This is a genomic window from Arthrobacter sp. MDT2-3 (assembly GCF_059090465.1).
On record NZ_JBNHFS010000008.1, the window covers coordinates 162,529 to 185,101 of the forward strand.

Annotated in this window: 24 protein-coding genes, 2 tRNA genes and 1 other RNA gene; 9 read left to right on the forward strand and 18 right to left on the reverse strand. The window is 64.2% G+C overall.

Annotated features, from left to right (window positions below):
* Nucleotides 1-82 precede the first annotated feature (82 nt).
* The 3 genes from orn (at nucleotide 83) to def (ending at nucleotide 1,586) form a co-directional block, all read left to right on the forward strand.
* Nucleotides 83-712, forward strand: coding sequence for an oligoribonuclease (gene orn, locus AC5RUQ_RS19650; protein WP_493948951.1), 630 nt, complete (start codon nucleotides 83-85; stop codon nucleotides 710-712).
* 129 nt (nucleotides 713-841) lie between these two features.
* Nucleotides 842-914: transfer RNA gene (locus AC5RUQ_RS19655), tRNA-His, on the forward strand.
* A gap of 99 nt (nucleotides 915-1,013) precedes the next feature.
* Entirely contained in the window at nucleotides 1,014-1,586 is a 573-nt protein-coding gene (gene def / locus AC5RUQ_RS19660; protein WP_493948952.1) for a peptide deformylase, read from the forward strand.
* A gap of 60 nt (nucleotides 1,587-1,646) precedes the next feature.
* Here the strand turns inward: def and AC5RUQ_RS19665 are convergent, their stop codons facing one another.
* The 5 genes from AC5RUQ_RS19665 to rnpB form a co-directional block, all read right to left on the reverse strand.
* Nucleotides 1,647-2,444, reverse strand: coding sequence for an HNH endonuclease family protein (locus AC5RUQ_RS19665; RefSeq protein WP_493948953.1), 798 nt, complete (start codon nucleotides 2,442-2,444; stop codon nucleotides 1,647-1,649).
* A gap of 112 nt (nucleotides 2,445-2,556) precedes the next feature.
* Nucleotides 2,557-2,766 carry a hypothetical protein gene (locus tag AC5RUQ_RS19670; protein WP_493948954.1) on the reverse strand — a complete coding sequence of 70 codons (210 nt, stop codon included), beginning with the start codon at nucleotides 2,764-2,766 and terminating at the stop codon, nucleotides 2,557-2,559.
* Between the two features lie 75 nt (nucleotides 2,767-2,841).
* Complete coding sequence (locus tag AC5RUQ_RS19675) at nucleotides 2,842-4,320, reverse strand: glyceraldehyde-3-phosphate dehydrogenase (RefSeq protein ID WP_430225597.1); 1,479 nt, start codon at nucleotides 4,318-4,320, stop codon at nucleotides 2,842-2,844.
* Nucleotides 4,321-4,581: 261 nt separating this feature from the next.
* Nucleotides 4,582-5,124, reverse strand: coding sequence for a TspO/MBR family protein (locus tag AC5RUQ_RS19680; protein WP_493948955.1), 543 nt, complete (start codon nucleotides 5,122-5,124; stop codon nucleotides 4,582-4,584).
* 44 nt (nucleotides 5,125-5,168) lie between these two features.
* Nucleotides 5,169-5,561: RNase P RNA component class A (rnpB, locus tag AC5RUQ_RS19685), an RNA gene on the reverse strand.
* 56 nt (nucleotides 5,562-5,617) lie between these two features.
* Between rnpB and AC5RUQ_RS19690 the strand changes: the two genes are divergently transcribed.
* Nucleotides 5,618-6,382, forward strand: coding sequence for a YaaA family protein (locus AC5RUQ_RS19690; protein ID WP_493948956.1), 765 nt, complete (start codon nucleotides 5,618-5,620; stop codon nucleotides 6,380-6,382).
* A 79-nt stretch (nucleotides 6,383-6,461) separates the two neighbouring features.
* Here AC5RUQ_RS19690 and AC5RUQ_RS19695 read toward each other — a convergent pair whose 3' ends face one another.
* Nucleotides 6,462-7,199, reverse strand: a complete 738-nt coding sequence (locus AC5RUQ_RS19695) for a zinc ribbon domain-containing protein (RefSeq protein WP_493948957.1) — start codon at nucleotides 7,197-7,199, stop codon at nucleotides 6,462-6,464.
* Between the two features lie 110 nt (nucleotides 7,200-7,309).
* Nucleotides 7,310-8,233, reverse strand: a complete 924-nt coding sequence (locus AC5RUQ_RS19700; protein ID WP_493948958.1) for a Nif3-like dinuclear metal center hexameric protein — start codon at nucleotides 8,231-8,233, stop codon at nucleotides 7,310-7,312.
* Between the two features lie 101 nt (nucleotides 8,234-8,334).
* Here AC5RUQ_RS19700 and msrA point away from each other — a divergent pair, with 101 nt between their 5' ends.
* The 3 genes from msrA (at nucleotide 8,335) to epsC (ending at nucleotide 10,485) form a co-directional block, all read left to right on the forward strand.
* A complete protein-coding gene (gene msrA / locus AC5RUQ_RS19705) occupies nucleotides 8,335-8,859 on the forward strand; it encodes a peptide-methionine (S)-S-oxide reductase MsrA (RefSeq protein ID WP_430225602.1) in 525 nt (174 codons plus the stop codon).
* Between the two features lie 65 nt (nucleotides 8,860-8,924).
* A complete protein-coding gene (gene cysK / locus AC5RUQ_RS19710; RefSeq protein WP_493948959.1) occupies nucleotides 8,925-9,860 on the forward strand; it encodes a cysteine synthase A in 936 nt (311 codons plus the stop codon).
* A gap of 40 nt (nucleotides 9,861-9,900) precedes the next feature.
* Entirely contained in the window at nucleotides 9,901-10,485 is a 585-nt protein-coding gene (epsC, locus tag AC5RUQ_RS19715; protein ID WP_163162734.1) for a serine O-acetyltransferase EpsC, read from the forward strand.
* A 95-nt stretch (nucleotides 10,486-10,580) separates the two neighbouring features.
* Here the strand turns inward: epsC and gnd are convergent, their stop codons facing one another.
* Nucleotides 10,581-12,017 (reverse strand): NADP-dependent phosphogluconate dehydrogenase, encoded by a 1,437-nt coding sequence (gene gnd, locus AC5RUQ_RS19720; protein WP_493948960.1) that lies wholly within the window; start codon nucleotides 12,015-12,017, stop codon nucleotides 10,581-10,583.
* 200 nt (nucleotides 12,018-12,217) lie between these two features.
* Between gnd and AC5RUQ_RS19725 the strand changes: the two genes are divergently transcribed.
* On the forward strand, nucleotides 12,218-12,943 hold the full coding sequence (locus AC5RUQ_RS19725; protein WP_493948961.1) for a FadR/GntR family transcriptional regulator: 726 nt from the start codon (nucleotides 12,218-12,220) through the stop codon (nucleotides 12,941-12,943).
* A gap of 13 nt (nucleotides 12,944-12,956) precedes the next feature.
* Here AC5RUQ_RS19725 and AC5RUQ_RS19730 read toward each other — a convergent pair whose 3' ends face one another.
* The 3 genes from AC5RUQ_RS19730 to AC5RUQ_RS19740 are packed head-to-tail and all read right to left on the reverse strand — an operon-like array spanning nucleotide 12,957 to nucleotide 15,723.
* The gene (locus AC5RUQ_RS19730; RefSeq protein ID WP_493948962.1) at nucleotides 12,957-14,027 is read right to left on the reverse strand and encodes an L-idonate 5-dehydrogenase; all 1,071 of its coding nucleotides are present in this window, start codon (nucleotides 14,025-14,027) and stop codon (nucleotides 12,957-12,959) included.
* The gene (locus tag AC5RUQ_RS19735) at nucleotides 14,027-14,797 is read right to left on the reverse strand and encodes an SDR family oxidoreductase (protein ID WP_493948963.1); all 771 of its coding nucleotides are present in this window, start codon (nucleotides 14,795-14,797) and stop codon (nucleotides 14,027-14,029) included. Before AC5RUQ_RS19735 ends, AC5RUQ_RS19730 begins: the two co-directional genes overlap by 1 nt.
* The gene (locus AC5RUQ_RS19740; RefSeq protein ID WP_493948964.1) at nucleotides 14,794-15,723 is read right to left on the reverse strand and encodes an NAD(P)-dependent oxidoreductase; all 930 of its coding nucleotides are present in this window, start codon (nucleotides 15,721-15,723) and stop codon (nucleotides 14,794-14,796) included. Before AC5RUQ_RS19740 ends, AC5RUQ_RS19735 begins: the two co-directional genes overlap by 4 nt.
* Before the next feature lie 59 nt (nucleotides 15,724-15,782).
* Here AC5RUQ_RS19740 and AC5RUQ_RS19745 point away from each other — a divergent pair, with 59 nt between their 5' ends.
* Complete coding sequence (locus AC5RUQ_RS19745) at nucleotides 15,783-16,847, forward strand: D-2-hydroxyacid dehydrogenase (RefSeq protein WP_493948965.1); 1,065 nt, start codon at nucleotides 15,783-15,785, stop codon at nucleotides 16,845-16,847.
* Nucleotides 16,848-17,106: 259 nt separating this feature from the next.
* Here AC5RUQ_RS19745 and AC5RUQ_RS19750 read toward each other — a convergent pair whose 3' ends face one another.
* The 7 genes from AC5RUQ_RS19750 to AC5RUQ_RS19780 form a co-directional block, all read right to left on the reverse strand.
* Nucleotides 17,107-18,453, reverse strand: coding sequence for an MFS transporter (locus AC5RUQ_RS19750; protein ID WP_493948966.1), 1,347 nt, complete (start codon nucleotides 18,451-18,453; stop codon nucleotides 17,107-17,109).
* Between the two features lie 156 nt (nucleotides 18,454-18,609).
* Entirely contained in the window at nucleotides 18,610-19,407 is a 798-nt protein-coding gene (locus AC5RUQ_RS19755) for an IclR family transcriptional regulator (protein WP_493948967.1), read from the reverse strand.
* Between the two features lie 245 nt (nucleotides 19,408-19,652).
* The gene (locus AC5RUQ_RS19760) at nucleotides 19,653-19,943 is read right to left on the reverse strand and encodes a hypothetical protein (RefSeq protein WP_493948968.1); all 291 of its coding nucleotides are present in this window, start codon (nucleotides 19,941-19,943) and stop codon (nucleotides 19,653-19,655) included.
* 92 nt (nucleotides 19,944-20,035) lie between these two features.
* Nucleotides 20,036-20,108: transfer RNA gene (locus tag AC5RUQ_RS19765), tRNA-Val, on the reverse strand.
* Between the two features lie 107 nt (nucleotides 20,109-20,215).
* On the reverse strand, nucleotides 20,216-21,136 hold the full coding sequence (locus AC5RUQ_RS19770) for an NAD-dependent protein deacetylase (RefSeq protein WP_493948969.1): 921 nt from the start codon (nucleotides 21,134-21,136) through the stop codon (nucleotides 20,216-20,218).
* A 6-nt stretch (nucleotides 21,137-21,142) separates the two neighbouring features.
* Nucleotides 21,143-21,637, reverse strand: a complete 495-nt coding sequence (locus AC5RUQ_RS19775) for a peroxiredoxin (RefSeq protein WP_493948970.1) — start codon at nucleotides 21,635-21,637, stop codon at nucleotides 21,143-21,145.
* The gene (locus AC5RUQ_RS19780; protein ID WP_163162713.1) at nucleotides 21,634-22,053 is read right to left on the reverse strand and encodes a DUF3052 domain-containing protein; all 420 of its coding nucleotides are present in this window, start codon (nucleotides 22,051-22,053) and stop codon (nucleotides 21,634-21,636) included. Before AC5RUQ_RS19780 ends, AC5RUQ_RS19775 begins: the two co-directional genes overlap by 4 nt.
* Between the last annotated feature and the right edge of the window lie 520 nt (nucleotides 22,054-22,573).

Below are 22,573 nucleotides of genomic sequence, written 5' to 3' on the forward strand. Positions count from 1 at the left end.
CAACGACAGCAAGTGGTCCCGCCGCGTACCCGAAATCCTAGCACCGGCAGGCAGCCGGGAGGTGTAACGGTAGGCTGGTCCGGTGCCTATATCTAACGAACGAATCGTCTGGATCGACTGCGAAATGACCGGTCTGGACATCAAGAACGACGCCTTGATCGAGGTGGCAGCCCTGGTCACGGACTCCGAACTGAACATCCTCGGTGACGGGGTGGACGTAGTGATCAAACCTGATGATGCGGCCCTTGCCCAGATGAACGACTTCGTCCGGGACATGCACACCAAGTCCGGGCTGCTCAAGGAACTCCCCCACGGCACCACCATGGCCGAAGCCGAAGCCGCCGTTATGGAGTACATCGAAAAGTGGGTACCGGACCCGCGCAAGGCACCCCTGGGCGGCAACTCGGTAGGCACTGACCGCGTCTTCCTCTCGCGGGACATGCCCTCCGTGGTGGAGCACCTGCATTACCGCGTCATCGACGTCAGCACCATCAAGGAGCTCTCCCGCCGCTGGTTCGCCAGGGCCTACTTCCAGTCGCCGGCAAAGAAGGGCGGCCACCGCGCACTGGGGGACATCAAGGATTCGATCGATGAACTCCGCTACTACCGGGAAGCCGTGTTTGTGCCGCCGCCCGGACCCGACAGCGCTACGGCCCAGCGGATCGCGAAGCGCATCTCCGCCGCCGGCGACACCCAGCAGCCGGAAGCGTAATCTGCACCACGTTTGCGGGAAATTTCGGTGAAATCGGCAAAAGTGGACAAAGCACCCTTGAAGAGCAGGTAAGCTATTTGAGTTGCCTTTCAAGAGAGCCGGTTCGCCGGTAAATCTGCAGGGCGCATGGTGGGCTTAGCTCAGTTGGCAGAGCGCCTGGTTGTGGTCCAGGAGGTCGCGGGTTCAACCCCCGTAGCTCACCCTCACGGGATGGTATTACAGCCGTCCATAAAGGAGGCTGCACCGGATATCCGGTGCAGCCTCCTTTCTTTTGCACAAGATACCGCCGAAGGACCGAGGGATGACTGTTCTGCCAATCACCATTTGGGGAGAGCCCGTGCTGCACCGCAGGGCAACCGAAGTGGAAGTTTTCGACGACGAACTGCGGTCCCTCATCGCGGACATGTTCGAAACGAACGATGCAGCCAACGGCGTGGGCCTTGCGGCCCCGCAGGTTGGGGTGGGCAAGAGGATCTTCGTGTACAAATTCGCCAACGACGACGGCGCTCCCCCCACTGGCGTGCTGGTAAACCCGGTCCTCACCCTGTCCAAAATTTCCGGGGCTGTCCCCGACCCCGACGAGGAAGAGGAAGGCTGCCTGTCCTTCCCCAGCGGGCAGTACCCGCTGAAGCGCGCCGAGTGGGCTCGCGTGGAGGGCTTTGATGGCTTTGGGCAGCCGGTCAAGTTCGAGGCGACCGGCTGGTTCGCCCGAGTGATGCAGCATGAGTACGACCACCTTGACGGCAAGCTCTACGTCAACCGCCTGATGGACCGCTACGCCCGCAAGGCCATGAAGCAGGCCAAGAAAAACGGGTGGGGCGTTCCCGGACTGACCTGGATGCCCGGCGTGGACCCGGACCCCTTCGGCCATTAGGCCCGACAGCGGGACGATGGCCGGCTGCCTCGACGCGCCAGGATCGCCCGGGTTCAGGGATCAGCGGGCTGAAACGGTCTGCTGGTCCGGGCAGGACCCTAGAACCCGCTTCATGGCGTCCTTTTCTGCCTCCGTGACCCAGAGTCCGTAAGCAGCCTTGACGGAGATCTGGCGGGCTACATAGTGGCAGCGGATCGATTTGTTCCCGGGAAGCCAGGTGGCGGCATCGCCGGCACTCTTCTGCTGGTTGGCCGGTCCGTCCGCTGCGATGAGGTTCAGGGGATCGTTGGCGAGGCTCTGCCGCTCCCCTGCCGTCAGCTGTTGCGCGCCCTTCTGCCATGCGTCACCCAGGGCAACGACATGGTCTATTTGGACTGCCCGGCTGCTTTCTGAGCCCCGGCGGAAGTCCACAAACTGTCCGAGGTAGGGTTCATGGATGGTCCCGGCGGCCACGCGGCACGTGGACCCTTCCATGAAGACCACGTCCGTAAGGTCACGCCGCAGGATGTCGTTGCGGGTATCGCAGCCGTTGCGGTCAACATCCTGCCAGGCCTGGCCGAACGCCTCCCTGCTGTAGTTGTCCTTCCCCGCGCGTCCCTTCACGACAAGTCCGTCCAGTACCGAGAGGGCTGTTCCCAGGGGCACCGGATGGACCGGCACAACCGGCTTCATCCAGCCGGGGTCAAAGACGGGAGCTTCTGTGGGCCCGGAAGCGGCGGGCTCCGTTACGGCAAACTGGCCAGCGGTGAAGAACCAGAACAAAGCCCCCAGCGCCGAGACGGCAGCAACTGCGAGCACTCCCCACGCCTGCCGGGAACGGCGCCGGGCACGGCGGTAGGCGGACCAGCTCACAGTCATGGGGTTCCTGCCCTTCCGGTTTGTTGATGCACCAGAAGAGCGTAGGACAGCCGAGCATCATCCCTGCCGATATCCACACTGTGGAGGGCGGGTGAGGGTCAGACTGATGGAGCTACTGCTCCCGCATCACCCGTCGAAGGTCCTCCTCGGCGATGGCCAGGAGTCCCTCAAGCTGCCGCACCCGGTCCTCGCTGACGTCGCCCGCTGCGTGGCCGGCGCGGGCGCCTTCAAGCAGGCGGACGGCCTCTTTGTGGTTGGCCTTTGCCACATCGAGTGCGTGTTCCAGGGTAGTTTCATGCTGGAGCGTCGAATCTTTATCCATGGCACAAGTGTGGTCCCGTTTCCCGGCTGATTCCAGCGAATCAGCCGGGAAATCGAGATTGGCCGGAGGGCTGGATCAGACGGAAATTGCGGCCAGGGCTGCGGCCGATTCCTTGGCGGGGAAGGACGGCGGGTTCACACCGGCCATTTCCTCCATGACGCGGACAACCTGGCAGCTGTAACCGAACTCGTTGTCGTACCAGACGTAGAGCACCAGGTTCTTTTCGTTCGAGATTGTGGCGAGTCCGTCAACGATGCCTGCACGGCGGGAACCGACGAAGTCCGTGGAAACCACCTCGGGTGAATCGATGTAGTCGATCTGCTTGCGCAGGTCCGAGTGCAGGGACATCTCCCGCAGGTACTCGTTGACCTCATCCTTGGTGGTCCCGTTTTCCAGGCTCAGGTTCAGGATGGCCAGGGAGACGTCCGGGGTGGGGACGCGGATGGAGCTGCCGGTGAGCTTGCCCAGAAGTTCGGGCAGGGCCTTTGCCACTGCTTTGGCTGCTCCCGTTTCGGTGATCACCATGTTCAGCGCTGCCGAACGGCCGCGGCGGTCGCCCTTGTGGAAGTTGTCAATCAGGTTCTGGTCGTTCGTGAACGAGTGGACCGTCTCGACATGCCCGTGGACTACCCCGAACTTGTCGTTGATGGCCTTCAGGACGGGTGTGATGGCGTTGGTGGTGCAGGAGGCCGCGGACACGATCTGGTCGGTGTCCTCGATGCTGCGGTGGTTGATGCCGTGGACGATGTTCTTTAGCTCGCCCTTGCCCGGGGCGGTCAGCAGCACCCGTGCCACACCCTTGCTCTGCAGGTGCTGGGACAGGCCTTCGGCGTCGCGCCAGCGGCCGGTGTTGTCCACCACCAGCGCGTTGTTGATGCCGTAGGCGGTGTAGTCGATGGTGGCGGGGTTGTCCGAGTAAATAACCTGCACCTGGACACCGTTGGCGGTGATGGTGTTGGCTGCCTCGTCAACGCGGATGGTGCCCTCGAAGGAGCCGTGCACCGAGTCGCGGCGCAGCAGGCTGGCGCGCTTGGACAGGTCGTTATCGGAGCCCCTGCGGACAACGATGGCGCGCAGCCGCAGGCCGTGGCCGCCACCTGCCTTTTCGATCAGGAGGCGGGCCAGGAGCCGGCCGATGCGGCCAAAGCCGTACAGCACGACGTCGGTGCTGGTGCGGTCGTCGCCGCCGCGCTTGCCCACGATCTCGGCGAGTTCCTCGCGGAGGAACTCCTCCAGGGTGGCGTCGCCGCCCTCTTCCTTGAACTTCTGGTTCAGCCGGGCGATGTCGATCGCGGCCGCACCGAGCTCCAGCCCCGCCAGGGTGTTCAGGAGCGGCGCGGTCTCCTCCAGCAGCAGCTCATCCTTGCTCATCCTGCGCGCGAAGCGGTGCGCCTTGAGGATGTTCATGGTGGACTTGTTGATCAGGCTCCGGCCGTGGATGCTGGTCACCACATTGTTTTCGCGGTACAGCCGGCCGATAACCGGAATCATGGCCTCGGCGAGGGCCTCCCGGCCCATCCACGTATCAAGACAAGAATCAGACGTCTGGCTCACAGAAATACCTTCCTCGGTTCAGCCGCGTACGTCCTCGTACACGGATGTCGGCCACCTGATGATGTCCAGGGGCGCCGGCACCTGCGGGGTTTGTCCCCCAGGTGCCTGGATCGTGTGCAAAAGAAAACCGCCGGGTGCGAACGCAATTCCGGCGGAAGAACTCCTGCGTCCGCTATCCATTCTAATTTGGCGGACTGCCCGGGGGTGGCTCGAGCCGCGTGAAATCACTCACACCAGGATTCCGGCGGCTCTGGTAGGGCTTCAGTTGTGAATGGCGGAGTAGAGGTTGAGGCTCGCGGAGAAAACCACCCAGGAGAAGTAGGGCAAAACCAGCAGCCCGGCCGCCGTGCTGACGGGCCCGAACCGCAGGATGAGGAGGACCAGGACAACAGCCAATGCGCCGATCACCGCGAGGGCGATCCATAAAGCCGCTGCGCCGAGCATGGGGTACATGCCAAAGAAGATTATGGGCCAGGCCAGGTTGAGCAACAGTTGCAGACCATACAAGCGTGCGACCGGCCGGACCAGGGCTCCCCTCCGCCAGACCAGCCAGGCGGCCACGGCGATTCCGGCATACAGCGAAAGCCAGGCGGCGCGGAACATCCATCCCGCCGGCATCCAGGGGGCCTTGACCGAGTCCGCAAACCAGCCGTTGGAATTGAGGATGATCGGGATGGAGGCGAGCATGCAGACGGCATACGAAAGGGCAAGGAAGCCAAGCAGCGCAACAACTTGCCTGCCCGGGGAACGGACCGGCGGCTGGGCCGTTCCCGTCCCGGGTTGTCCATCAGTATTAGAGGGCACGGTTTAGCATCCCCAACAGAGCTTCCAAGGTCAAACCGGTTGAATGGATGGGTTGACCGATACGCCGGGTTCTGTGCTCCCGCCCCGTTGCCGGTGCGGGAGTAGCGGCCATCCATCTACGAACGCCGTTGCCGGCGCCCTCCAGCGGCCTACCCGGACACTCGGGCGAGCAGCCCTCAAACGTGCCCTGTCTGGCCTTGCTCCGGGTGGGGTTTACCTAGCCTTCCCAGTCACCCGGGAAGCTGGTGGTCTCTTACACCACCGTTTCACCCTTACCTGTTTCGTGCCGCTTTCAAAACCGGCGCGACCCAGGCGGTCTGTTTTCTGTGGCACTGGCCTGCGGGTTACCCCGAGTGGGCGTTACCCACCACCCTGCTCTGCGGAGCCCGGACGTTCCTCGAGCCACTTGCGTGACGCGCGGCCGCCTGGTCAACCCATCCGGATCCAGTCTACCGGCGCCGTGCCGCTTTCCCGCCGCCGGTAGGATCGGACGGTGCTGATTCTGCTTCCCCCCTCTGAAGGCAAGACACCCGCGGTCCGTGGATCCGCCGTCGACTGGCCCGCCCTGAGCTTCCCGCAGCTGAATTCCTACCGTGCCAAGGTGCTGGACGCGCTGGGGACGGTGAGCGCGCACGAGGACGCCCTCGCCTTGCTGGGGGTCGGGGCATCGCTGAAGGACGACGTCGAACGCAACACCCGGCTGCATGCTGAACCGGCGGCTCCGGCGCACCAGATTTACTCAGGTGTGCTGTACGACGCACTGGGCTACAAAACACTTACTGCCGGCCAACGCCGCAAGGCGGACGAGTCGGTACTCGTCATTTCGGCGCTCTGGGGCGCCATCCGCTTCGGCGACAATGTGCCTGCCTACCGGCTATCCATGGGAACGGCGCTGCCCGACGTCGGACGCCTCGCCTCATTCTGGAAACCGCAACTCGCCGATGCGCTGGCCGGGGCCGTTTCAGGGCACCTGCTGGTGGACTGCCGGTCCAGCACCTACGCGGCAGCGTGGGCTCCGCCGGCCACCCAAACAGTTACCGTCAACGTCTTCACCGAAGTCAACGGCGTCCGGAAGGTCGTCAGCCACTTTGCAAAGCACACCCGCGGTGAGCTGGCACGGCATCTCCTGGCCCGGAGGGGAAAGACACCGGAGTCGCCCGAGCAGCTGCTGAAGGCCAGCCGCGAAAAGTGGGAGGCCGAACTCGTGGAGGGTTCGGCACGGAAGCCACACGCGCTGAACATCATCCTGCCGGGCTGATTTCCCGCCAGCCCCCAACCAAGTAGCGCTAAGTGTCGCTAAGACCCGTCAAAACGACACTTAACGCTACCCAGTTAGGTCACGCCCACTCCTCCGAGCGCACCAGGATGGCGCCGGAGTCCGGGCAAAACACGATGTCGTCCGCGGACGCAGCCTTGATCTCGGCGAGGTCGCCGGGGCTCAACTTCATTCCCGACGCCTCGGACGTTCCGTGGAACAGCCTCGCGGCGCCCACCCCGCGCTTCGCCAGGGTCTTTTCGTACACGGCCAGCATTCCGGCGTCGAGGGCGGCGGCAAACTCTGCACGCTGGCTCCGGAGCCCACTGGCTTCTGCCTCAACTTCGGCGAGGGCTGCGTCCAGCTCCGCCCGGATGCTGCCGAAGGATCCCTGGATGTCGTCCACGATCCCCTGCTGCTTGGCCTGCCTGGCCCGGAGCGTATCGAGCCGTTCCATGACCTCGAGTTCCACGTCTTCCAGGTCCGAGCGCCGCTTGTTCAGGGAAGCGATGTCCTTCTGCAAGGCGACCAGGTCCTTGGACAGCCCGGTTCCGCTGTTGAGCCTTGCCTCATCCCGTTCGATCCGGGAGGCAACCTGCTCCACGTCCGCCTCGGCGCGCTTCAGTTCGGCTTCGGCATCGTGGACGGCCACCTTCGCGGCGCCCAACTCACCATTGGCGACGGACAAGGCAGCTTCGAGATCCTTGATCCTGGGATCGTTCTCCAGCGAGCGGCGGCGGTTGGCGAGCGACTTCAGCCTGGCGTCCAGTCCCTGCAGCTCAAGCAACTTCAACTGTTCCGCCGGTGCTGCCTTCGCCACTTTTACCTCCGCTTGAATACTTCCGGCCGGAGCCGGGCACCTGAACGGCGCTTCCTAGACTCTAGCGCCTGCCCTGCTCCCCTGCCTCGCGACGAACCCGCACGCCAGGCTTAGCCCGGAGTCAGGATGAAGTCCCACGGATCGCTGTTGGTGGTGCTGACCTGGATTTCGACGTCGTGGCCCTGGTCGGCGAGGACGTTGCCCAACGCTGCGGCGGCTGCCGGCAGCCATAGCCACTCGCTGGCGAAGTGCGAGACGTCCACCAGGTAAGGCCGGCCGTTCAGCGCCGCTTCCCGGGCCTCGGACGCCGGGTGGTGGCGAAGGTCGGCGGTGACATACACATCCGCGTTGCTGGCGCGCACCTCATTGAACAGCGAATCCCCGGCACCGCCGCAGACTGCAATCCGCCGCACCAGGCCGTCCTTGTCCCCCGAGACGCGCACGCCCCCCGCCACGGAGGGCAATATGCCGAAGACACGTGCTGCGAAGTCACCCAGGGTCATTGCGTCCGCCAAGTCACCGACGCGCCCGATTCCCTCTTCGGGGAGGCCATTGGCTGCCACAGTGAGCGGGGCGACGTCCTGCAGGCCCAGGGCGTCGGCGAGTACGTCGGACACACCCCCGACGGCGGAATCACCGTTGGTGTGCACGGTCAGGAGCGCGGTGCCCGACTCGATGAGCCGGTGGACGGCCCGGCCCTTGGCGGTGGTGGCAGCGACAGTGGTGACACCTTTCAGCAGCAGCGGGTGATGGGTGATCAGGAGCTCCGCGCCCCATTCCACCGCCTCCTCAATCACCTCAAGCGTGGGGTCCACGGCAAACATCACCCGGGTCACCGCGGCCGAGGGGTGCCCCGCCACCAGCCCAACCTCGTCCCAGTGCTCCGCCAGGGACTCAGGCCACAGCTCCTCCACAGCAAGGAGCAGCTCACCCAGGGTGGGAGCCTGGGACTGGCCGTCCGCTGCCTCCGCGCCGGAGGGGGCGTCGCCGTCGTGATTCTCCTGGCCGGTAACGTCAGTGTCCACAGGTTCCATAGTCTTAGTTTTACCCCATCGCCCCGTCCGTAACGCATGTTTGAAACGGCGCTGCACAACGGCCGGGGAATCATCCGGTGCCGCGAACCATTGAAGAGGTCATGAAAACTTTTGTTTTAGGCGGAGGCTGCTTCTGGTGCCTCGACGCCGTCTACCAGAAGACCAAGGGCGTCACCTCAGTGGTGTCCGGCTACACGGGGGGCCACGATCCCCACCCGGACTACTACTCGGTCTGCAATGGCACCACCGGCCATGCCGAAGTGGTGGCTGTGACCTTCGACGAGGACGTGATCCCGGCGGAGGTCATCCTCGACATGTTTTTCGCCCTGCACGATCCCACAACGCTCAACCGGCAGGGGTACGACGTCGGCACCCAGTACCGCTCGTCAATGTTCTACGAGACCACCGAAGAGAAGATCCTCTTCGAGGAAGCCATCGAACGGAACCAGGCTCTGTGGGCGAACCCCATCGTCACCGAGGTCAGCCGCCTCCCCCGGTTCTACGTTGCCGAGGAGTTCCACCAGAACTACTACGCCAAGCATCCGGAGCAGGGGTATTGCCAGGTGATCATCAACCCCAAACTCGCCAAGGCCAGGAAATATTACTCTGCATGGCTTAACGCTTAGCGGGCGTTACGAGGCCTCGTTAGGCTGACCTCAGTATTCACCCCTCACAAGATAGGCGTATCTCCATGGCACGGATCTATGACGATGTAACACAGCTGGTCGGCGGCACGCCGCTGGTCAAGCTCAACCGGCTCAGCGAGGGGCTGGAAGCCACGGTCGCCGTCAAGCTCGAGTTCTACAACCCGGCCAACAGCGTCAAGGACCGGATTGGCGTAGCCATCGTCGACGCCGCGGAAAAGTCCGGGGCCCTGAAGCCCGGCGGAACCATCGTTGAAGGAACCTCCGGCAATACCGGCATCGCCCTGGCCATGGTGGGAGCTGCCCGCGGCTACAAAGTCATCCTGACCATGCCCGAGACCATGTCCACCGAGCGCCGGGTCATGCTGCGCGCTTTCGGTGCCGAGATTGTCCTGACGCCGGGCTCCGAGGGCATGCGCGGTGCCGTGGAAAAGGCCCAGGAAATTGTCGCCAACACCGAGAACTCCATCTGGGCACAGCAGTTCGCCAACGAGGCGAATCCCGAAATCCACCGCAACACCACCGCTGAGGAAATCTGGGCTGACACCGACGGCGCCGTGGACATCTTCGTCGCGGGCGTTGGCACCGGCGGCACCGTCACGGGCGTCGGGCAGGTCCTGAAGGAACGCAAGCCCGACGTCCAGATCGTGGCCGTAGAGCCCAAGGACTCCGCGATCCTCAATGGCGGCGCACCCGGCCCGCACAAGATCCAGGGCATCGGTGCAAACTTCGTCCCCGAAATCCTGGACACCAACGTCTACGACGAAGTCCTGGACGCCACGCTCGAGGACTCGGTCCGCGTAGCCCGTGAGCTCGGCGTCAAGGAAGGCATCCTCGGCGGCATCTCCTCCGGCGCTATCGTGTGGGGCGCGCTGGAACTGGCCAAGCGCCCGGAGAACGCAGGCAAACTGATCGTGGCCGTGGTGTGCGACTTCGGCGAGCGTTACATCTCCACGGTGCTCTATGACGACATCCGCAACTGATTAGAACCGCCATCCGCCCGTTTCCTGTAGAAAGAACTTTGTGGGCTTTTTCGCAAGACTAAAGGAAGACCTCGACGCCGCCCGGTCCCATGACCCGGCGGCTCGAGGTTCTTTCGAGAACTTTTTCGCCTATTCCGGCCTGCATGCCATCTGGATCCACCGGCTGACGCACCGTCTCTGGCAGAACCCGGCCCTGCGTTTCCCCGCGCGGCTGATCTCCCAGCTGGGCAGATTCGTCACCGGCATCGAGATCCACCCCGGCGCCACGATCGGCCGCCGGTTCTTTATTGACCACGGCATGGGCGTGGTCATCGGTGAAACGGCGGAGATCGGCGAAGACGTGATGATGTACCACGGCGTCACGCTGGGCGGCCGCTCCTTGGCGAGGATCAAGCGGCATCCCACCATCGGCGACCGCGTAACCATTGGCGCCGGCGCGAAGATCCTGGGACCGATCACCATCGGCGAGGACAGTGCCGTGGGCGCCAACGCGGTGGTTGTGAAGGACGCGCCGCCGGAATCGATCGTCACCGGCGTTCCCGCCAAGTGGCGCCACCGGGACGCGCAGCGGGAGACCAAGCCCGCAGTGGATCCGGCTGAGTACGAGATCGAATACCATCTCTGACCGTCACCGCGCGTTGACGCCCTGCTGACCTGAACGAATGGCCCGCAGCTCCTGGATTTCTCCAGGAGCTGCGGGCCATTCGGCGTTCTGCGGAACTAGTGGGTGTCCACTGCCTCGATTTCGGACTTGTCCTCGCCCCAGAGGGTGTGGAACGTGCCTTCTGCATCCACGCGGCCGTAGGTGTGGGCGCCGAAGAGGTCGCGCTGGCCCTGGATCAGGGCGGCAGCAACGCGCTTGCGTCGCAGGCCGTCGTAGTAGGCCAGCGAGGAGGAGAACACGGGCACCGGAATACCGAGCTGGACAGCCGTGGCAACAACGCGGCGCCAGGCCGGAACAGCCTCGGCGATGGCCTTGGTGAAGGCCGGAGCGAACAGCAGGTTGGCAGGCTTCTCGTCAGCTGCGTAAGCCTTGGTGATGTCCTTCAGCAGCTCGGCGCGGATGATGCAGCCGGCGCGCCACAGTGAAGCAATTTCGTCCAGCTTCAGGTCCCAGCCGTATTCCTTGGCTGCGGACGTGAGCATGTCCAGGCCCTGGGCGTAGGACACCAGCTTGGAGGCGTACAGGGCCTGGCGGACGTCCTCGACGAACGTCTCCGGAATTTCCACTGAAGCCTCGTTGCCGGCCAGGAGCTCCTGGCCCAGCTTGCGCTGGCCCGCCTGCGAAGACAGGGCGCGGGCGAACACGGATTCGGCGATGCCGGAGACCGGGGAGCCCAGTTCCAAGGCGGAGATGACGGTCCAGCGGCCGGTGCCCTTCTGGCCTGCGGCGTCCACCACGACGTCGACGAAAGGCTTGCCGGTCTTGGCATCAACATGGCCCAGGACCTCTGCGGAGATTTCGATCAGGAAGGAGGAAAGCTCGCCCTTGTTCCACTCGGAGAAGATTTTGGACTGCTCAGCCGGCTCGATGCCTGCACCGGAGCGCAGCAGGTCGAACGCTTCGCCGATGACCTGCATGTCGGCGTATTCGATGCCGTTGTGGACCATCTTGACGAAGTGGCCGGCGCCGTCGGTTCCCACCCAGGCGCAGCACGGTTCGCCGTCGACCTTGGCAGAGATCTTTTCCAGCAGCGGACCGAGGGCCTTGTAGGACTCCTTGGAACCGCCGGGCATGATGGAGGGGCCGTTGAGGGCACCTTCTTCACCCCCCGAGACGCCGACGCCCACGAAGTGCAGGTCCTTCTTGGCCAGCGCGGCTTCGCGGCGGCGGGTGTCCTCATAGTGGGAGTTGCCGGCGTCGATGATGATGTCGCCGGCCTCCAGCAGCGGTTCGAGCTGCTCGATGACGGAGTCAACGGGCTTGCCGGCCTTCACCATGATCAGGACCCGGCGGGGCTTCTCCAGGGAGTCCACCAGCTCCTGCAGGGTTTCGGTGCGGATAAAGTCGCCGTCCGAGCCGTGCTTCTCCAGCAGGGCGTCAGTCTTCTCCACTGAACGGTTGTGCAGTGCGACCGTGAAGCCGTTCCGCGCGAGGTTGCGGGCCAGGTTGGCACCCATCACCGCTAGGCCGGTGACACCGATGTGTGCAGACATCAAAACTCCAATTCATACGTGCGTTGGATGTGCAGTGGCTCCCTTTGCGCGGAAGCACGGTTGCAGACCATGGGTCTGAATAAAGCATATATATTCCCGGGGTCACAGGAAAGTAACGCCCACCTATTGGAACCTTTTGTGTCGTTTCCCGTCCAGGGCGAAAGGCAGGCGGAGCAGTGGCTGCCACTAGGCTTAGCAGCATGACCACCAGCCTCCACCACCGTGCCATCGAGAATCTGGGCACCCGAATCGTCTCGGGCAACCTGCCCGCTGGCCACGTGATACTGGCGGAGCAGCTGGAGGACGAGCTGAAGGTGTCCCGGTCGGTTATCCGGGAGGCGGTCCGCGTCCTGCAGTCCCTGGGCCTGGTGGAAACCACCAAGCGGGTGGGCATCCGGGTCCTGCCACCGAGCCGCTGGAACCCGTTTGATCCCCAGGTCATCCGCTGGCGCCTGGCCAGCGACGCGCGGGGCGCCCAGCTGCGCTCACTCGCCGAGCTGCGCGCCGCCGTCGAACCCGCAGCGGCGGAACTGGCCGCCGGGAACGCCCCCGCGCCGCTGCGCCTGGAACTCGTGGACGTCGCCTACGCCATGCGGGATGCCGGACACAACGGTGACGTGCCCCGCTTCCTGGAGCTGGACATCCAGTTCCATTCCCTGTTGCTCTCCGGCTCGGGCAACGAAATGTTCGCCAACCTGATGGGGCAGGTGGCCGAAACCCTGACGGGGCGCACCGTCCACGGCCTCATGCCCGACCATCCGCACGAGGCCGCCCTGCAGTGGCACGTCGACGTCGCGGAGGCCATTGCCCGGGGCGATGCCGAGGCGGCGCGTGACGCCTCGGACCGGATCATGCGCCGGACCATGTCCCAGATGTCGGATACCTGGACAGAACAACCACGCGTTTTCATTCCCGTGCGCCGCTAGCCCCACCGCCCTGTCAGGAAGTAAAACTCAGCAGTACTTTGCCGGATTCGGCGGAGTTTCGTGCGACGTCGAAGGCTTCGAGTGCTTTCTCGACGGGGTATTCGTGGGTGATGACGGGGTCGATGTGCAGGGTGCCGTCGGCGAGGGCGGCGATGACGTCGTCGATCTCGTCGTTGAACCGGAAGGAGCCCTTCAGCTCCAGTTCCCGGGTGATGGCCAGGGAGATCAGGACCGGCTGCGGGCCGGTTGGCAGCAGCCCGACCATCACTACGGTGCCGCCGCGGGTTGCGCCCTGGATGGCGGAGGCGAGGCCGTGGTGGTTGCCGGAGGATTCGATCACGATGTCGGCCTCGATGGCGGCGATCGCCTCAGCGTCCCCGGCCTGCAGCACCTGGTCCGCTCCCACCGCCTGGGCGATGTCCAGCGGCTTTTCGTGCATGTCGACGGCGGTGATCCTGGCCGCGCCGGCCCGTTTCAGGACCGCGACGGCCAGGGCGCCGATGGGGCCGCTGCCGATCACGAGCGCTGACTTCCCGGCCACCTCCCCCGCCCTTGCCACCGCGTGCCAGGCCACGGAGGCCGGCTCGATCAGTGCTGCGGTGCGCAGGTCGATGCTGCCCGGTAGGGTCCGGAGCATCCGGGCCGGGAGGTTCACGTACCGGCTGAACGCGCCGTCCTTGTGCGGGAAACGGGCCGCGCTGCCCAGGTAGGTGCAGCCCGGGGACAGGTTGGGCCGGTCCGCCGGGTACCGGGCAGCACCAGGACCGGGCGTGGCCGGATGGACAGCCACCGCCGTCCCGGCAGCGGGGCCGGTACCGTCGGCGGCGGCGCGGACGACGGTCCCGGAGATCTCGTGCCCGAGCACCAGGGGCGCCTTCAGGATGGACTCGCCCGCGGCTCCGTGGAGCCAGTAATGCAGGTCCGATCCGCAGATCCCGCCGTAGTGCACCTCGACCACGGCTTCATCCGCGGCCGGGGCGGCCAGGGTGAGCTCGTCGATCCGGAGGTCCCCGGCCGCGTGGGCCACCACGGCCGGGCCGGTGACGGGAAGGACCGGGGCGGGGAGCGCTGTATCCAGTGTCATCAGACCACCACCGTCATTCCGCCGTCGATAAAAATCGTCTGCCCGTTCACAAAATCCGAACCGCTGGACGCCAGCCACACCGCCGGGCCGGCCAGGTCCTGCACCGTCCCCCACCGGTTCGCCGGCGTCCGGCCCAGGATCCAGGAGTTGAAGGCCTCATCGTCCACCAGGTTCTGCGTCATCTCGGTACGGATGTAACCCGGTGCGATCCCGTTGATCTGCAGCCCCGACGCGGCCCACTCGGCCGTCATCGCCCGGGTCAGGTTCCGCAGCCCGCCCTTTGCCGCAATATACGGCGCGATCGTCGGCCGGGCCAGGTCCGTCTGGACCGAACAGATGTTGATGATCTTGCCGTGCCCGCGCGGAATCATAAACCGCGCCGCCTCCCGCCCCACCAGGAAAGCACTGGTCAGGTCAGTGGAAATCACCCGTTCCCAGTCCTTCACGTCCAACTCCAGCATCGGCACCCGGTGCTGGATGCCCGCGTTGTTCACCAGGATCTCCAGCGGCCCCACATGCTCCTCCACCCACGCGACGCCGCGCGCCGCCTCGGCGTCGGACGTGACGTCAAAGGCAACACTGTGCACCCGGCCCGGAGCGTAGTCCGCGGCCATCGCGGCTTCGGCAGCCTTGAGCCGCTCCCCGTTGACACCGTTCAGCACCACCGTTGCCCCCGCGTCGGCCAGAGCGCGGGCCAAGGCGTTGCCGATCCCCCGGCTCGAACCCGTCACCAGCGCAACCCGGCCGGTCAAATCGAATAGCAAACTCATGACTTTACTGTTCCTTCCGCCACGGTTTCCGTGGCTTGTTCGCTGAGGTGGGAAATAGCCTGGCGCACCACGGCGAGGTCCTGCTCGCCGAGGCCCTGGCGCTTCAATTCTGCGTAAAGTTCGACGCCGGCTGCCGCCATGGGCACTGCTGTCCCAGACGCCCGTGCTGCCTGCACAACAAAGGAGAGGTCCTTGTGCATGAATTTAGCGGGGCCCGTGGGGGCGTAATCCTTACTGACCAGCCGCGGACCCACGATGTCCAGCACCCTGCTGCCGGCGAGCCCTCCCGCCAGCACCTCGAACAGCGCCGCGGGGTCCAGCCCGGAACGCTCGGCAAGCTCGGCAGCTTCGGCGAGCGCCGCCGTCGTGGTTCCAACAACCAGCTGATTGCATGCCTTCGCAAGGGATCCGGACCCCAGCGGGCCCAGATGCCGCACGGTGGTACCCATAGACCGCAGCAGGGGCTCCACACTTTGGAAAGCGGCAGTATCTCCCCCGGCCATTATGGCGAGCTTTCCCTCCTCAGCGCCCTTTGTTCCTCCGCTGACTGGAGCGTCCACTACCTGCACGTGGCCGCGGCTCAGTGCCACAACGCGTTCGCCGAAGCCCCTTACCGCAGTGGGCGAGACGCTGCTCATGACCAGCACGATGGTTCCCGGCGCCGGCGGCTGGTGTTCCCAGCTCCCAAGCAGCCTGGCCGCCGCCTCCTCGATATGGGCAAGGTCCGGCAGCATAAAGACGATCACCGGGAGGTCACGCAGGTCCTCGATCCTCGCTGCGTTTGCGCCGCCGACCTTCTGCAGCTGGACCGCGGGACCGGGCGACCTGTTCCAACCCGTGACCTGCCATCCGTTCCGGATGGCGTTGGCGGCCATCGGGAAGCCCATCAGACCCAATCCAACAAAGCCCGCTCTCCTACCGTGCATACGTCAGCCTCACGTCGTTGTGCTCAAAGAATTGTTCAGTATCTTAGCCGCTATTCAGTATGATGGACACTATGACCTCTCCCATTACCGTGGCCATCGCCGTCCCCCTCGAAGAGGAGCTCGTCGAGCGCATACGCGCCGTCGACCCGTCTGTCACAGTCCTCTACGACCCACAACTGCTCCCTCCGGAGCGGTACCCGGCCGACCATACCGGCGATCCCGCGTTCAAACGCTCCCCCGGGCAGGAGGAACGGTACTGGGACATGCTTAACAAAGCCCAGGTCCTGTACGGCATCCCCAACGAAAGCCCGGCCGGCCTTGCCCGCATCGCTGCAGACAACCCGCACCTCCAGTGGGTCCACGCCATGGCAGCCGGAGCCGGCGGAGCCGTCAAAGCCTCCGGACTGGACCAGGAAACGCTGCAGAAGTTCAAGGTGACAACTTCCGCAGGAGTCCATGCCCTTCCCCTGGCGGAGTTCGCCACCCTGGGAATTCTCAACGGCTTCAAACGAACCGCTGAGCTCGTGAGGGACCAGGAGACCAAAGTCTGGCCTGAGTTAAGGACCCCAACCCGGCTTGTCAACGGTTCCCGCCTGGTCATTTCCGGCCTGGGCGAAATCGGACTTGAGACGGCCCGCCTGGCCCGTGCCCTCGGCATGAAGGTCAGCGGCACCAAGCGCACCGTGGAACCGCTGGAGGGGATTGAGCAGGTTTCGGACAACGACGGCCTCGCGACCCTCCTTGCCACCGCAGACGCTGTGGTCAACACCTTGCCCGGCACCCCTTACACGGAACGGCTCTTCAACCGGGACGTCTTTTCGGCCATGAAGCCCGGCACTGTTTTCGTCAACGTGGGAAGGGGCACAGTGGTGGACGAGGAAGCGCTGCTCGAGGCCCTGGACAATGGCCAGGTCTCTTACGCCTGCCTTGACGTCTTTGCGGTCGAACCGCTCCCGCAGGACAGCCCGCTCTGGAGCCACCCCAAGGTGTTGGTGTCGCCGCACACCTCCGCCTTGAGTGCAGCAGAGAACCGTTTGATTACGGAGCGGTTCTGCAGCAACCTCCGCATCTTCCTGGCCGGCGGCGAGCTGCCCCACCTCGTAGACACCGTGCACTTCTACTAAACGGCAGCTCCCGCCCCAACAGACTCCCCGCTGGGGCGCCAGGCACCCAATGCAAGGCCCCGGCTGGTTCCTTTCCATGAGGAACGAGCCGGGGCCTTTCGCATGCAGCACCAGGTTCACGCCACGCACCCGCTGCCGCTTGCGTCTGCTGCTGCCTGCTGCCCACTACCTGCTGCCCACCGCCCCTTCCGCCGCCCCAGTGCATAAGGAAGGGCCGCTTCCCCGTCAGGGAAAGCGGCCCCCGCAAGGAGCTGTCGGGCTAGCTTGCGTCCTCCACCAGGACCAGGTCCCTGCCCCGGGTTTCGGGAGTGAAGAAGGTGGTGAAGAAGGAGATGGATGCCAGGACCAGCGAATAGATGGCCGGAACAAGCCAGGAGTGGTTGGTGGCGGCGAGGAGGGCGACACCGATCATCGGGGCAAAGCCACCGGCGAGGACTGCCGAGAGTTCGCGGCTCAGTGCAACGCCCGTGAACCGGTGCTGGGATCCGAAAAGCTCTGGCAGCATTGCGCACTGGGGGCCAAGCATCGACTGCACGCCAAGGGCGATGCCCACTACCATGACCACCCAAACCAGCGTGACGTTGCCAAGGGTCACCAGGTAGAACGCCGGCAGCGCGATGACTGCCTGGAACAGCGCGCCATACCGATAGACCGGGACGCGGCCAAACCGGTCAGACAGTGCACCGAAGGTGACCACCATGACTGCTGCGAATGCGGCGGCAATCAGCAGGCCGGTGGGGCCGATGAACTTATCGCCGGCGAAGACGCCTGCAGGCATGCTGATGAAGGACACCAAAAGGGCAGAGTAGATGGAGGAGTTGCCGTTTTCGCCCATCCGCAGGCCGATTCCCACCAGCACACTCTTTTTGGAGTGCTTCCAGATCTGGCCCACCGGGTTCTTCACGACGGCCTTGTGCTTCTCGAGCTCCTGGAAGACCGGAGTCTCTTTCAGCCGGAGCCTGATAAAGACGGCAACAACGATCAGGATGAAGCTGGCCAGGAAGGGCACACGCCACAGCCAGCCGTGCAGGACAGACTTGTCGGCCAGCGCCATCAGTGCGAAGGTGCCGGCGCCGAGGAGGGTACCGAGCTGGATGCCGACGAACGGCAGGGAAGCAAAGAAGCCACGACGGCGGCGCGGCGCGACTTCCGAGATCAGCGTGGTTGCGCCGGCCTGCTCTGCACCGGCGCCCAGTCCCTGGATGATGCGCAGTGCCACCAGGAGGACGGCACCCAGCATGCCGGCCTGCTCAAACGTGGGCAGCAGGCCGATCGCGAAGCTGGCCATGCCCATCAAGCCGATGGTGAGGATGAGGACCATCTTGCGTCCAAACCTGTCCCCAATGTAGCCGAAAACCACCCCGCCGAAGGGACGGGCGGCAAAGCCCACACCGTACGTGGCGAAGGAAGCGATGACGGCACCGCTCTCACCCAGCGGGGCAAAGAACAGCGGCCCGAAGATCAGCGCTGAGGCGAGGCCATAGATGTAGAAGTCGTAGTATTCCAGGGCGGAACCTACGGAACTGGCAAGAGTTGCCCTTCGCAGCTGGTCCGGTTCAACGACGGCGCCGTCCTCGGCCTGCGGTGCATTAGTACGAGTTGTCACAAGAACTCCCTCATCACACTCCAGGCCCCCGTTGGCCTGGTGGGTCAGTGGCGGCACGAGCCGTGCTGGTCACTGTATTGAACAGCGTACAGCAAGTTGAACACCCGGCAAGGTGCTGGACAATTATTTTGTGAAACCAGCCGCGTTTTCGGCCCTTCAGCCCATGGGGTTGCCGAGGGAACGCGCGAGTTCGCGGAGTTCCTTGACCATCTGCGAACCCTGCTCTTCGGTATAGGTGGCCTTCAGTGCAGTCACCGAAAGTCCCAGGCTGGGGCCGTGCGCACCCCTGGTGGGAACGGACACAGCAAGGCACACCACGCCGGTAGTGGATTCTTCGTCTTCGAACGCGTAGCCCTGCTGCCGGATCGTGTGGAGCTGGGCTTTCAGCTCTGCACCGGTGCGCAGCGACTTCGGCGTCAGGACGGGCAATTGAGCATCGTCGGGAAACATGTCGTCGATGTCATGATCGTGCAGCCGGGCGATCAGCGCCTTTCCTACGGCGCACAGGGAAACCGGCATCTTGTCACCGATATTGGAGGTCAGGCGGACGGCGGGATGTCCCTCATACCGCGCGAGGTAGATGACGTTGGTTCCATCCAGCATGGCGATCCGGACCGTCTCCCCGGACAGCGTGGGAGCCTGCTCGCAGTACCGGTAAAACTCCTGCACTTCGTCCAGACGGCTGAGATAGGCGGCGCCGAGTTCCACCAGCTTGCGGCCGAGGGTGAATTCAGCTCCATGCCTGCTGATGAGGCGTGCCTCTTCCAGTGCCAAAAGCAGATTGGACGTGGATGACTTGGGAATGCCGAGTTCGCGGGCCAGGTCGCTCAGGGTCAGCCTTCCGGTTGCCGATGCTGCAAGGGCATCCAATACAGCGGCTGCCCGGGTGACGGCGGGCGCCGGCGAGGCGCTTCCCAGGCCGTCAGCGGGTCGGGAGGTGCGGGAATCGGCCATGATTCTCCTTATGTAGGCGCCTGCGCTGGATCGTGCTGTTCATCCAGCTGAACACCAACCATTCTAATGGCTGGGGCGTCATTGCGTCCGGTCCCTGGGAAGCATCCCGACACAGCCGACACAATGCGGACAACTTTTTGTTTCGTGCAGTTCACGGTATATTCATCACAGGCCCTCCACCGCGGCATCCCCCAATAGTCGCGGTGGAGGGTTTTCCAATGCCCGGATACGTCCAAGCGCACGTATTAGGCCGCGTCCGCGACTGCTTCGCGCAGGCGCCACCCACCGCCCATGCCGTCCCTTTCCAGCAGCATGGTGGTCAGCGCAGAGCCGCTGTTTCCTCCGAGCCTCACCTGGACCTGCAGGACCTCGACGTCCACCCGGCTGAGGCCTTTGGGCATCCTGCGGTTGACTTCCCACCAGTTGACCCGCTCAAACCACCGGACTGGTTCCGCACCCACAGTCCATTCCCTGCCGTTGGTCACTACCGCCGTCGGCATTTCGTTGCTTCCCGCCCGCACCATCACATGTTCCATGCCTGCAATCTACGGCGGGGCACTGACATTGGGCCGCAACGAAAAAACCCTGCAGTTTCCGCCGCTACGGCCAAAACTACAGGGTTTCCTTGTGGGTCCTACCGGGATCGAACCGATGACATCCACGGTGTAAACGTGGCGCTCTACCAGCTGAGCTAAAGACCCATTGCGCTGAATCCGGCGCTTCAGCGCCGCAACCAACGAACATAGACTCTACCTGACGCAGGCCGCGAAACGCGAATCGGCGCCGCCCCCGTCCCTCGACGCACCCCCTACAGGGGCGGGAGCTCAGCGGCAAGCCAGGTGAGCGATTCGCTGACACCGGCGTCGAGCTTTATCGTTGCCTTGTCATCGCCGCGGGTCGCCCCCCGGTTGATGATGATCACCGGCTTCCCGTCCTTGGCGGCGTGCCGTACGAAGCGCAAGCCACTCATCACTGTCAGTGATGATCCGGCGACTACCAGCGCATGGGCATCGTCAACCATCCGGTATGAGCGCTCAACACGATCTTTGGGCACATTCTCGCCGAAGTACACAAAGTCGGGCTTCAGTGTTCCGCCGCAGGCAGGGCAGACAGCGACCACGAAGCTGCTTATCAGCGCCTGGTCCTCGACGGTGGCGTCTGCATCCGGCGCTATCTCCACAAGACCCGATTCCGCGGCGCGTGTCAGGAAGTCCGGATTCAGCTCTTCAAGCACTCCCGCAAGCAAGCGCCGGGAGTAGGTACGGCGGCACTGGAGGCAAACCACCTGGTCATATCTGCCATGCAGGTCAACCACATTGACACTTCCGGCGTCTTCATGGAGCCGGTCAACGTTCTGGGTGATCAAGCCGGTGAGGTAGCCGCGCCGCTCGAGTTCGGCAGCCGCCTGGTGGCCCTGGTTGGGATCAGCATGCCGGAGGTGCGACCAGCCGATGTGGTTTCGTGCCCAGTAGCGCTGACGGTTGGCCCCGTCCTTGATGAACTCCTGGTACGTCATGGGGGAACGCGGAGGCGAGCCCGGTCCGCGGTAGTCCGGAATGCCCGAATCGGTACTCAGCCCGGCGCCAGTCAGCAGGGCAAAGGAGTTCCCTGCGAGGACCCCGCGAATCCGCAGCAGGACGTCAAGCTCATCAGCGGAAGGACGTGTTGCCGTCACGGGCGGCATGCTGGCGAAGCCTGTCAGGCCTACACCCGCCCGCTGCTGTTCCATGGCCGATCAGGCCTGCCCCAGGCCGGCCAATGCGATGCGGTATTCCTGAAGGTCCCGGGCCTGGCCACGCGGGTTCACCACCGAGTAGCGGACGTTTCCGGCGGCGTCAATGATGAACGTGCCGCGCTTCGCCATGCCGCTGTCCGCATCGAAGACGCCGTAGGCGCTGGCCACGCCGCCGTGGGGCCAGAAGTCGGCCAGCAGGTCGAAGCTGTAGCCTTCCTGCGCGGCGTAGGCGCGCAGGCTGAACTTGCTGTCGACGGAGATGGCCAGGACCGTGGCGTTCGCATCCTCGAACATCGCAAGATTGTCCCGTATCTCGCAGAGTTCCCCGGTGCAAATGCCGGAAAAAGCGAACGGATAAAACACCAGGACTACGTTCCGGCCTCGAAGGGATGACAGCCGGACGGGTTCGCCGAACTGATTGCGAAGTTCGAAGTCAGGTGCGGGCCCGCCAACCGCGGGCACAACTACAGAAGCAGCGTCAAGCGCTGCCGTCACTTGTTTTTCCTCATCACCAGGCGGGCTGCACTCCAGTCCTTGGACACGCCTGCCGAGGTTGTGACGTGCAGCCCGGCGGTCGGCGCAGCTTCCTGGATATCAGCCGGCGAAACGTACCCGGCCCTGCCGGACTTCGGAGTGAGGACCCAGACAACGCCGTTTTCGCTGAGGGTGGTCAGCGAATCCATAAGGCTGTCCACAAGGTCTCCGTCGCCGTCGCGCCACCAGAAGATGACGGCATCCGCCACCTCATGGTCGTCCTCATCCAACAGCTCCGAGCCCGTGAGGTCTTCAATATCGTCACGTAAGTCGAAATCGACGTCGTCGTCGTAACCGAACTCCTGAATCAGATCCCCGTTCTTGAAACCCAATTTTTCCGCCACATTTACCGAAGTGGCGGCGTCGGCCTCGCTCACGTGTTCCTCCAATGCCTCATATATGCAGTGCGCATAGTGATTTCCATTACTCCCAAGCCAACACCCTTTGTGCCTGCGCTTCAAGCTGGCGCCCCGGGATGGCGCATATTCTGCGTCACACCAGTGTGGCCAACCCGCACGCAGCGGCTTTTCGTCACACAACCAGTATGACGGCGAAATACAACAGAGCCGTCCAAGCCGCGGCTACGCATCGCGTTGCGGACAGAGTTAGAGTGGCAGGTGACAACTATGCCTGCGGGGCAACAACCCTGTAACTCCAATGCAGACGTAGGAATGCTAGGACCCTGCCCGGCACACATGACCGGGCTGTTGTAACCGATACGTCGCACACGGCGTATATACGCCGGGCGGTCACCCTGCCCGGCCTGAGTGCGCCATCAATGCGCGCAAAGAGAGGTTGGACGTGGCTGCAGGAGAAGATACCTCCCATATCCTCAGCGGGTTGACTAACCAGCTGCCTGATCGTGATCCGGAAGAGACCGCCGAGTGGGTTGAGTCC

What these genes read in the sequence shown, in the direction of transcription:
- AC5RUQ_RS19700 (WP_493948958.1), bottom strand. Translation starts at nt 8,233, where the DNA reads ATGGAACCTGTGGACACTGACGTTACCGGCCAGGAGAATCACGACGGC.
- AC5RUQ_RS19670 (WP_493948954.1), bottom strand. Translation starts at nt 2,766, where the DNA reads ATGGATAAAGATTCGACGCTCCAGCATGAAACTACCCTGGAACACGCA.
- AC5RUQ_RS19735 (WP_493948963.1), bottom strand. Translation starts at nt 14,797, where the DNA reads ATGAGTTTGCTATTCGATTTGACCGGCCGGGTTGCGCTGGTGACGGGT.
- AC5RUQ_RS19770 (WP_493948969.1), bottom strand. Translation starts at nt 21,136, where the DNA reads ATGGAACAGCAGCGGGCGGGTGTAGGCCTGACAGGCTTCGCCAGCATG.
- AC5RUQ_RS19725 (WP_493948961.1), top strand. Translation starts at nt 12,218, where the DNA reads ATGACCACCAGCCTCCACCACCGTGCCATCGAGAATCTGGGCACCCGA.
- AC5RUQ_RS19745 (WP_493948965.1), top strand. Translation starts at nt 15,783, where the DNA reads ATGATGGACACTATGACCTCTCCCATTACCGTGGCCATCGCCGTCCCC.
- AC5RUQ_RS19740 (WP_493948964.1), bottom strand. Translation starts at nt 15,723, where the DNA reads ATGCACGGTAGGAGAGCGGGCTTTGTTGGATTGGGTCTGATGGGCTTC.
- AC5RUQ_RS19755 (WP_493948967.1), bottom strand. Translation starts at nt 19,407, where the DNA reads ATGGCCGATTCCCGCACCTCCCGACCCGCTGACGGCCTGGGAAGCGCC.
- AC5RUQ_RS19760 (WP_493948968.1), bottom strand. Translation starts at nt 19,943, where the DNA reads ATGGAACATGTGATGGTGCGGGCGGGAAGCAACGAAATGCCGACGGCG.
- cysK (WP_493948959.1), top strand. Translation starts at nt 8,925, where the DNA reads ATGGCACGGATCTATGACGATGTAACACAGCTGGTCGGCGGCACGCCG.
- gnd (WP_493948960.1), bottom strand. Translation starts at nt 12,017, where the DNA reads ATGTCTGCACACATCGGTGTCACCGGCCTAGCGGTGATGGGTGCCAAC.
- msrA (WP_430225602.1), top strand. Translation starts at nt 8,335, where the DNA reads ATGAAAACTTTTGTTTTAGGCGGAGGCTGCTTCTGGTGCCTCGACGCC.
- AC5RUQ_RS19665 (WP_493948953.1), bottom strand. Translation starts at nt 2,444, where the DNA reads ATGACTGTGAGCTGGTCCGCCTACCGCCGTGCCCGGCGCCGTTCCCGG.
- def (WP_493948952.1), top strand. Translation starts at nt 1,014, where the DNA reads ATGACTGTTCTGCCAATCACCATTTGGGGAGAGCCCGTGCTGCACCGC.
- AC5RUQ_RS19730 (WP_493948962.1), bottom strand. Translation starts at nt 14,027, where the DNA reads ATGACACTGGATACAGCGCTCCCCGCCCCGGTCCTTCCCGTCACCGGC.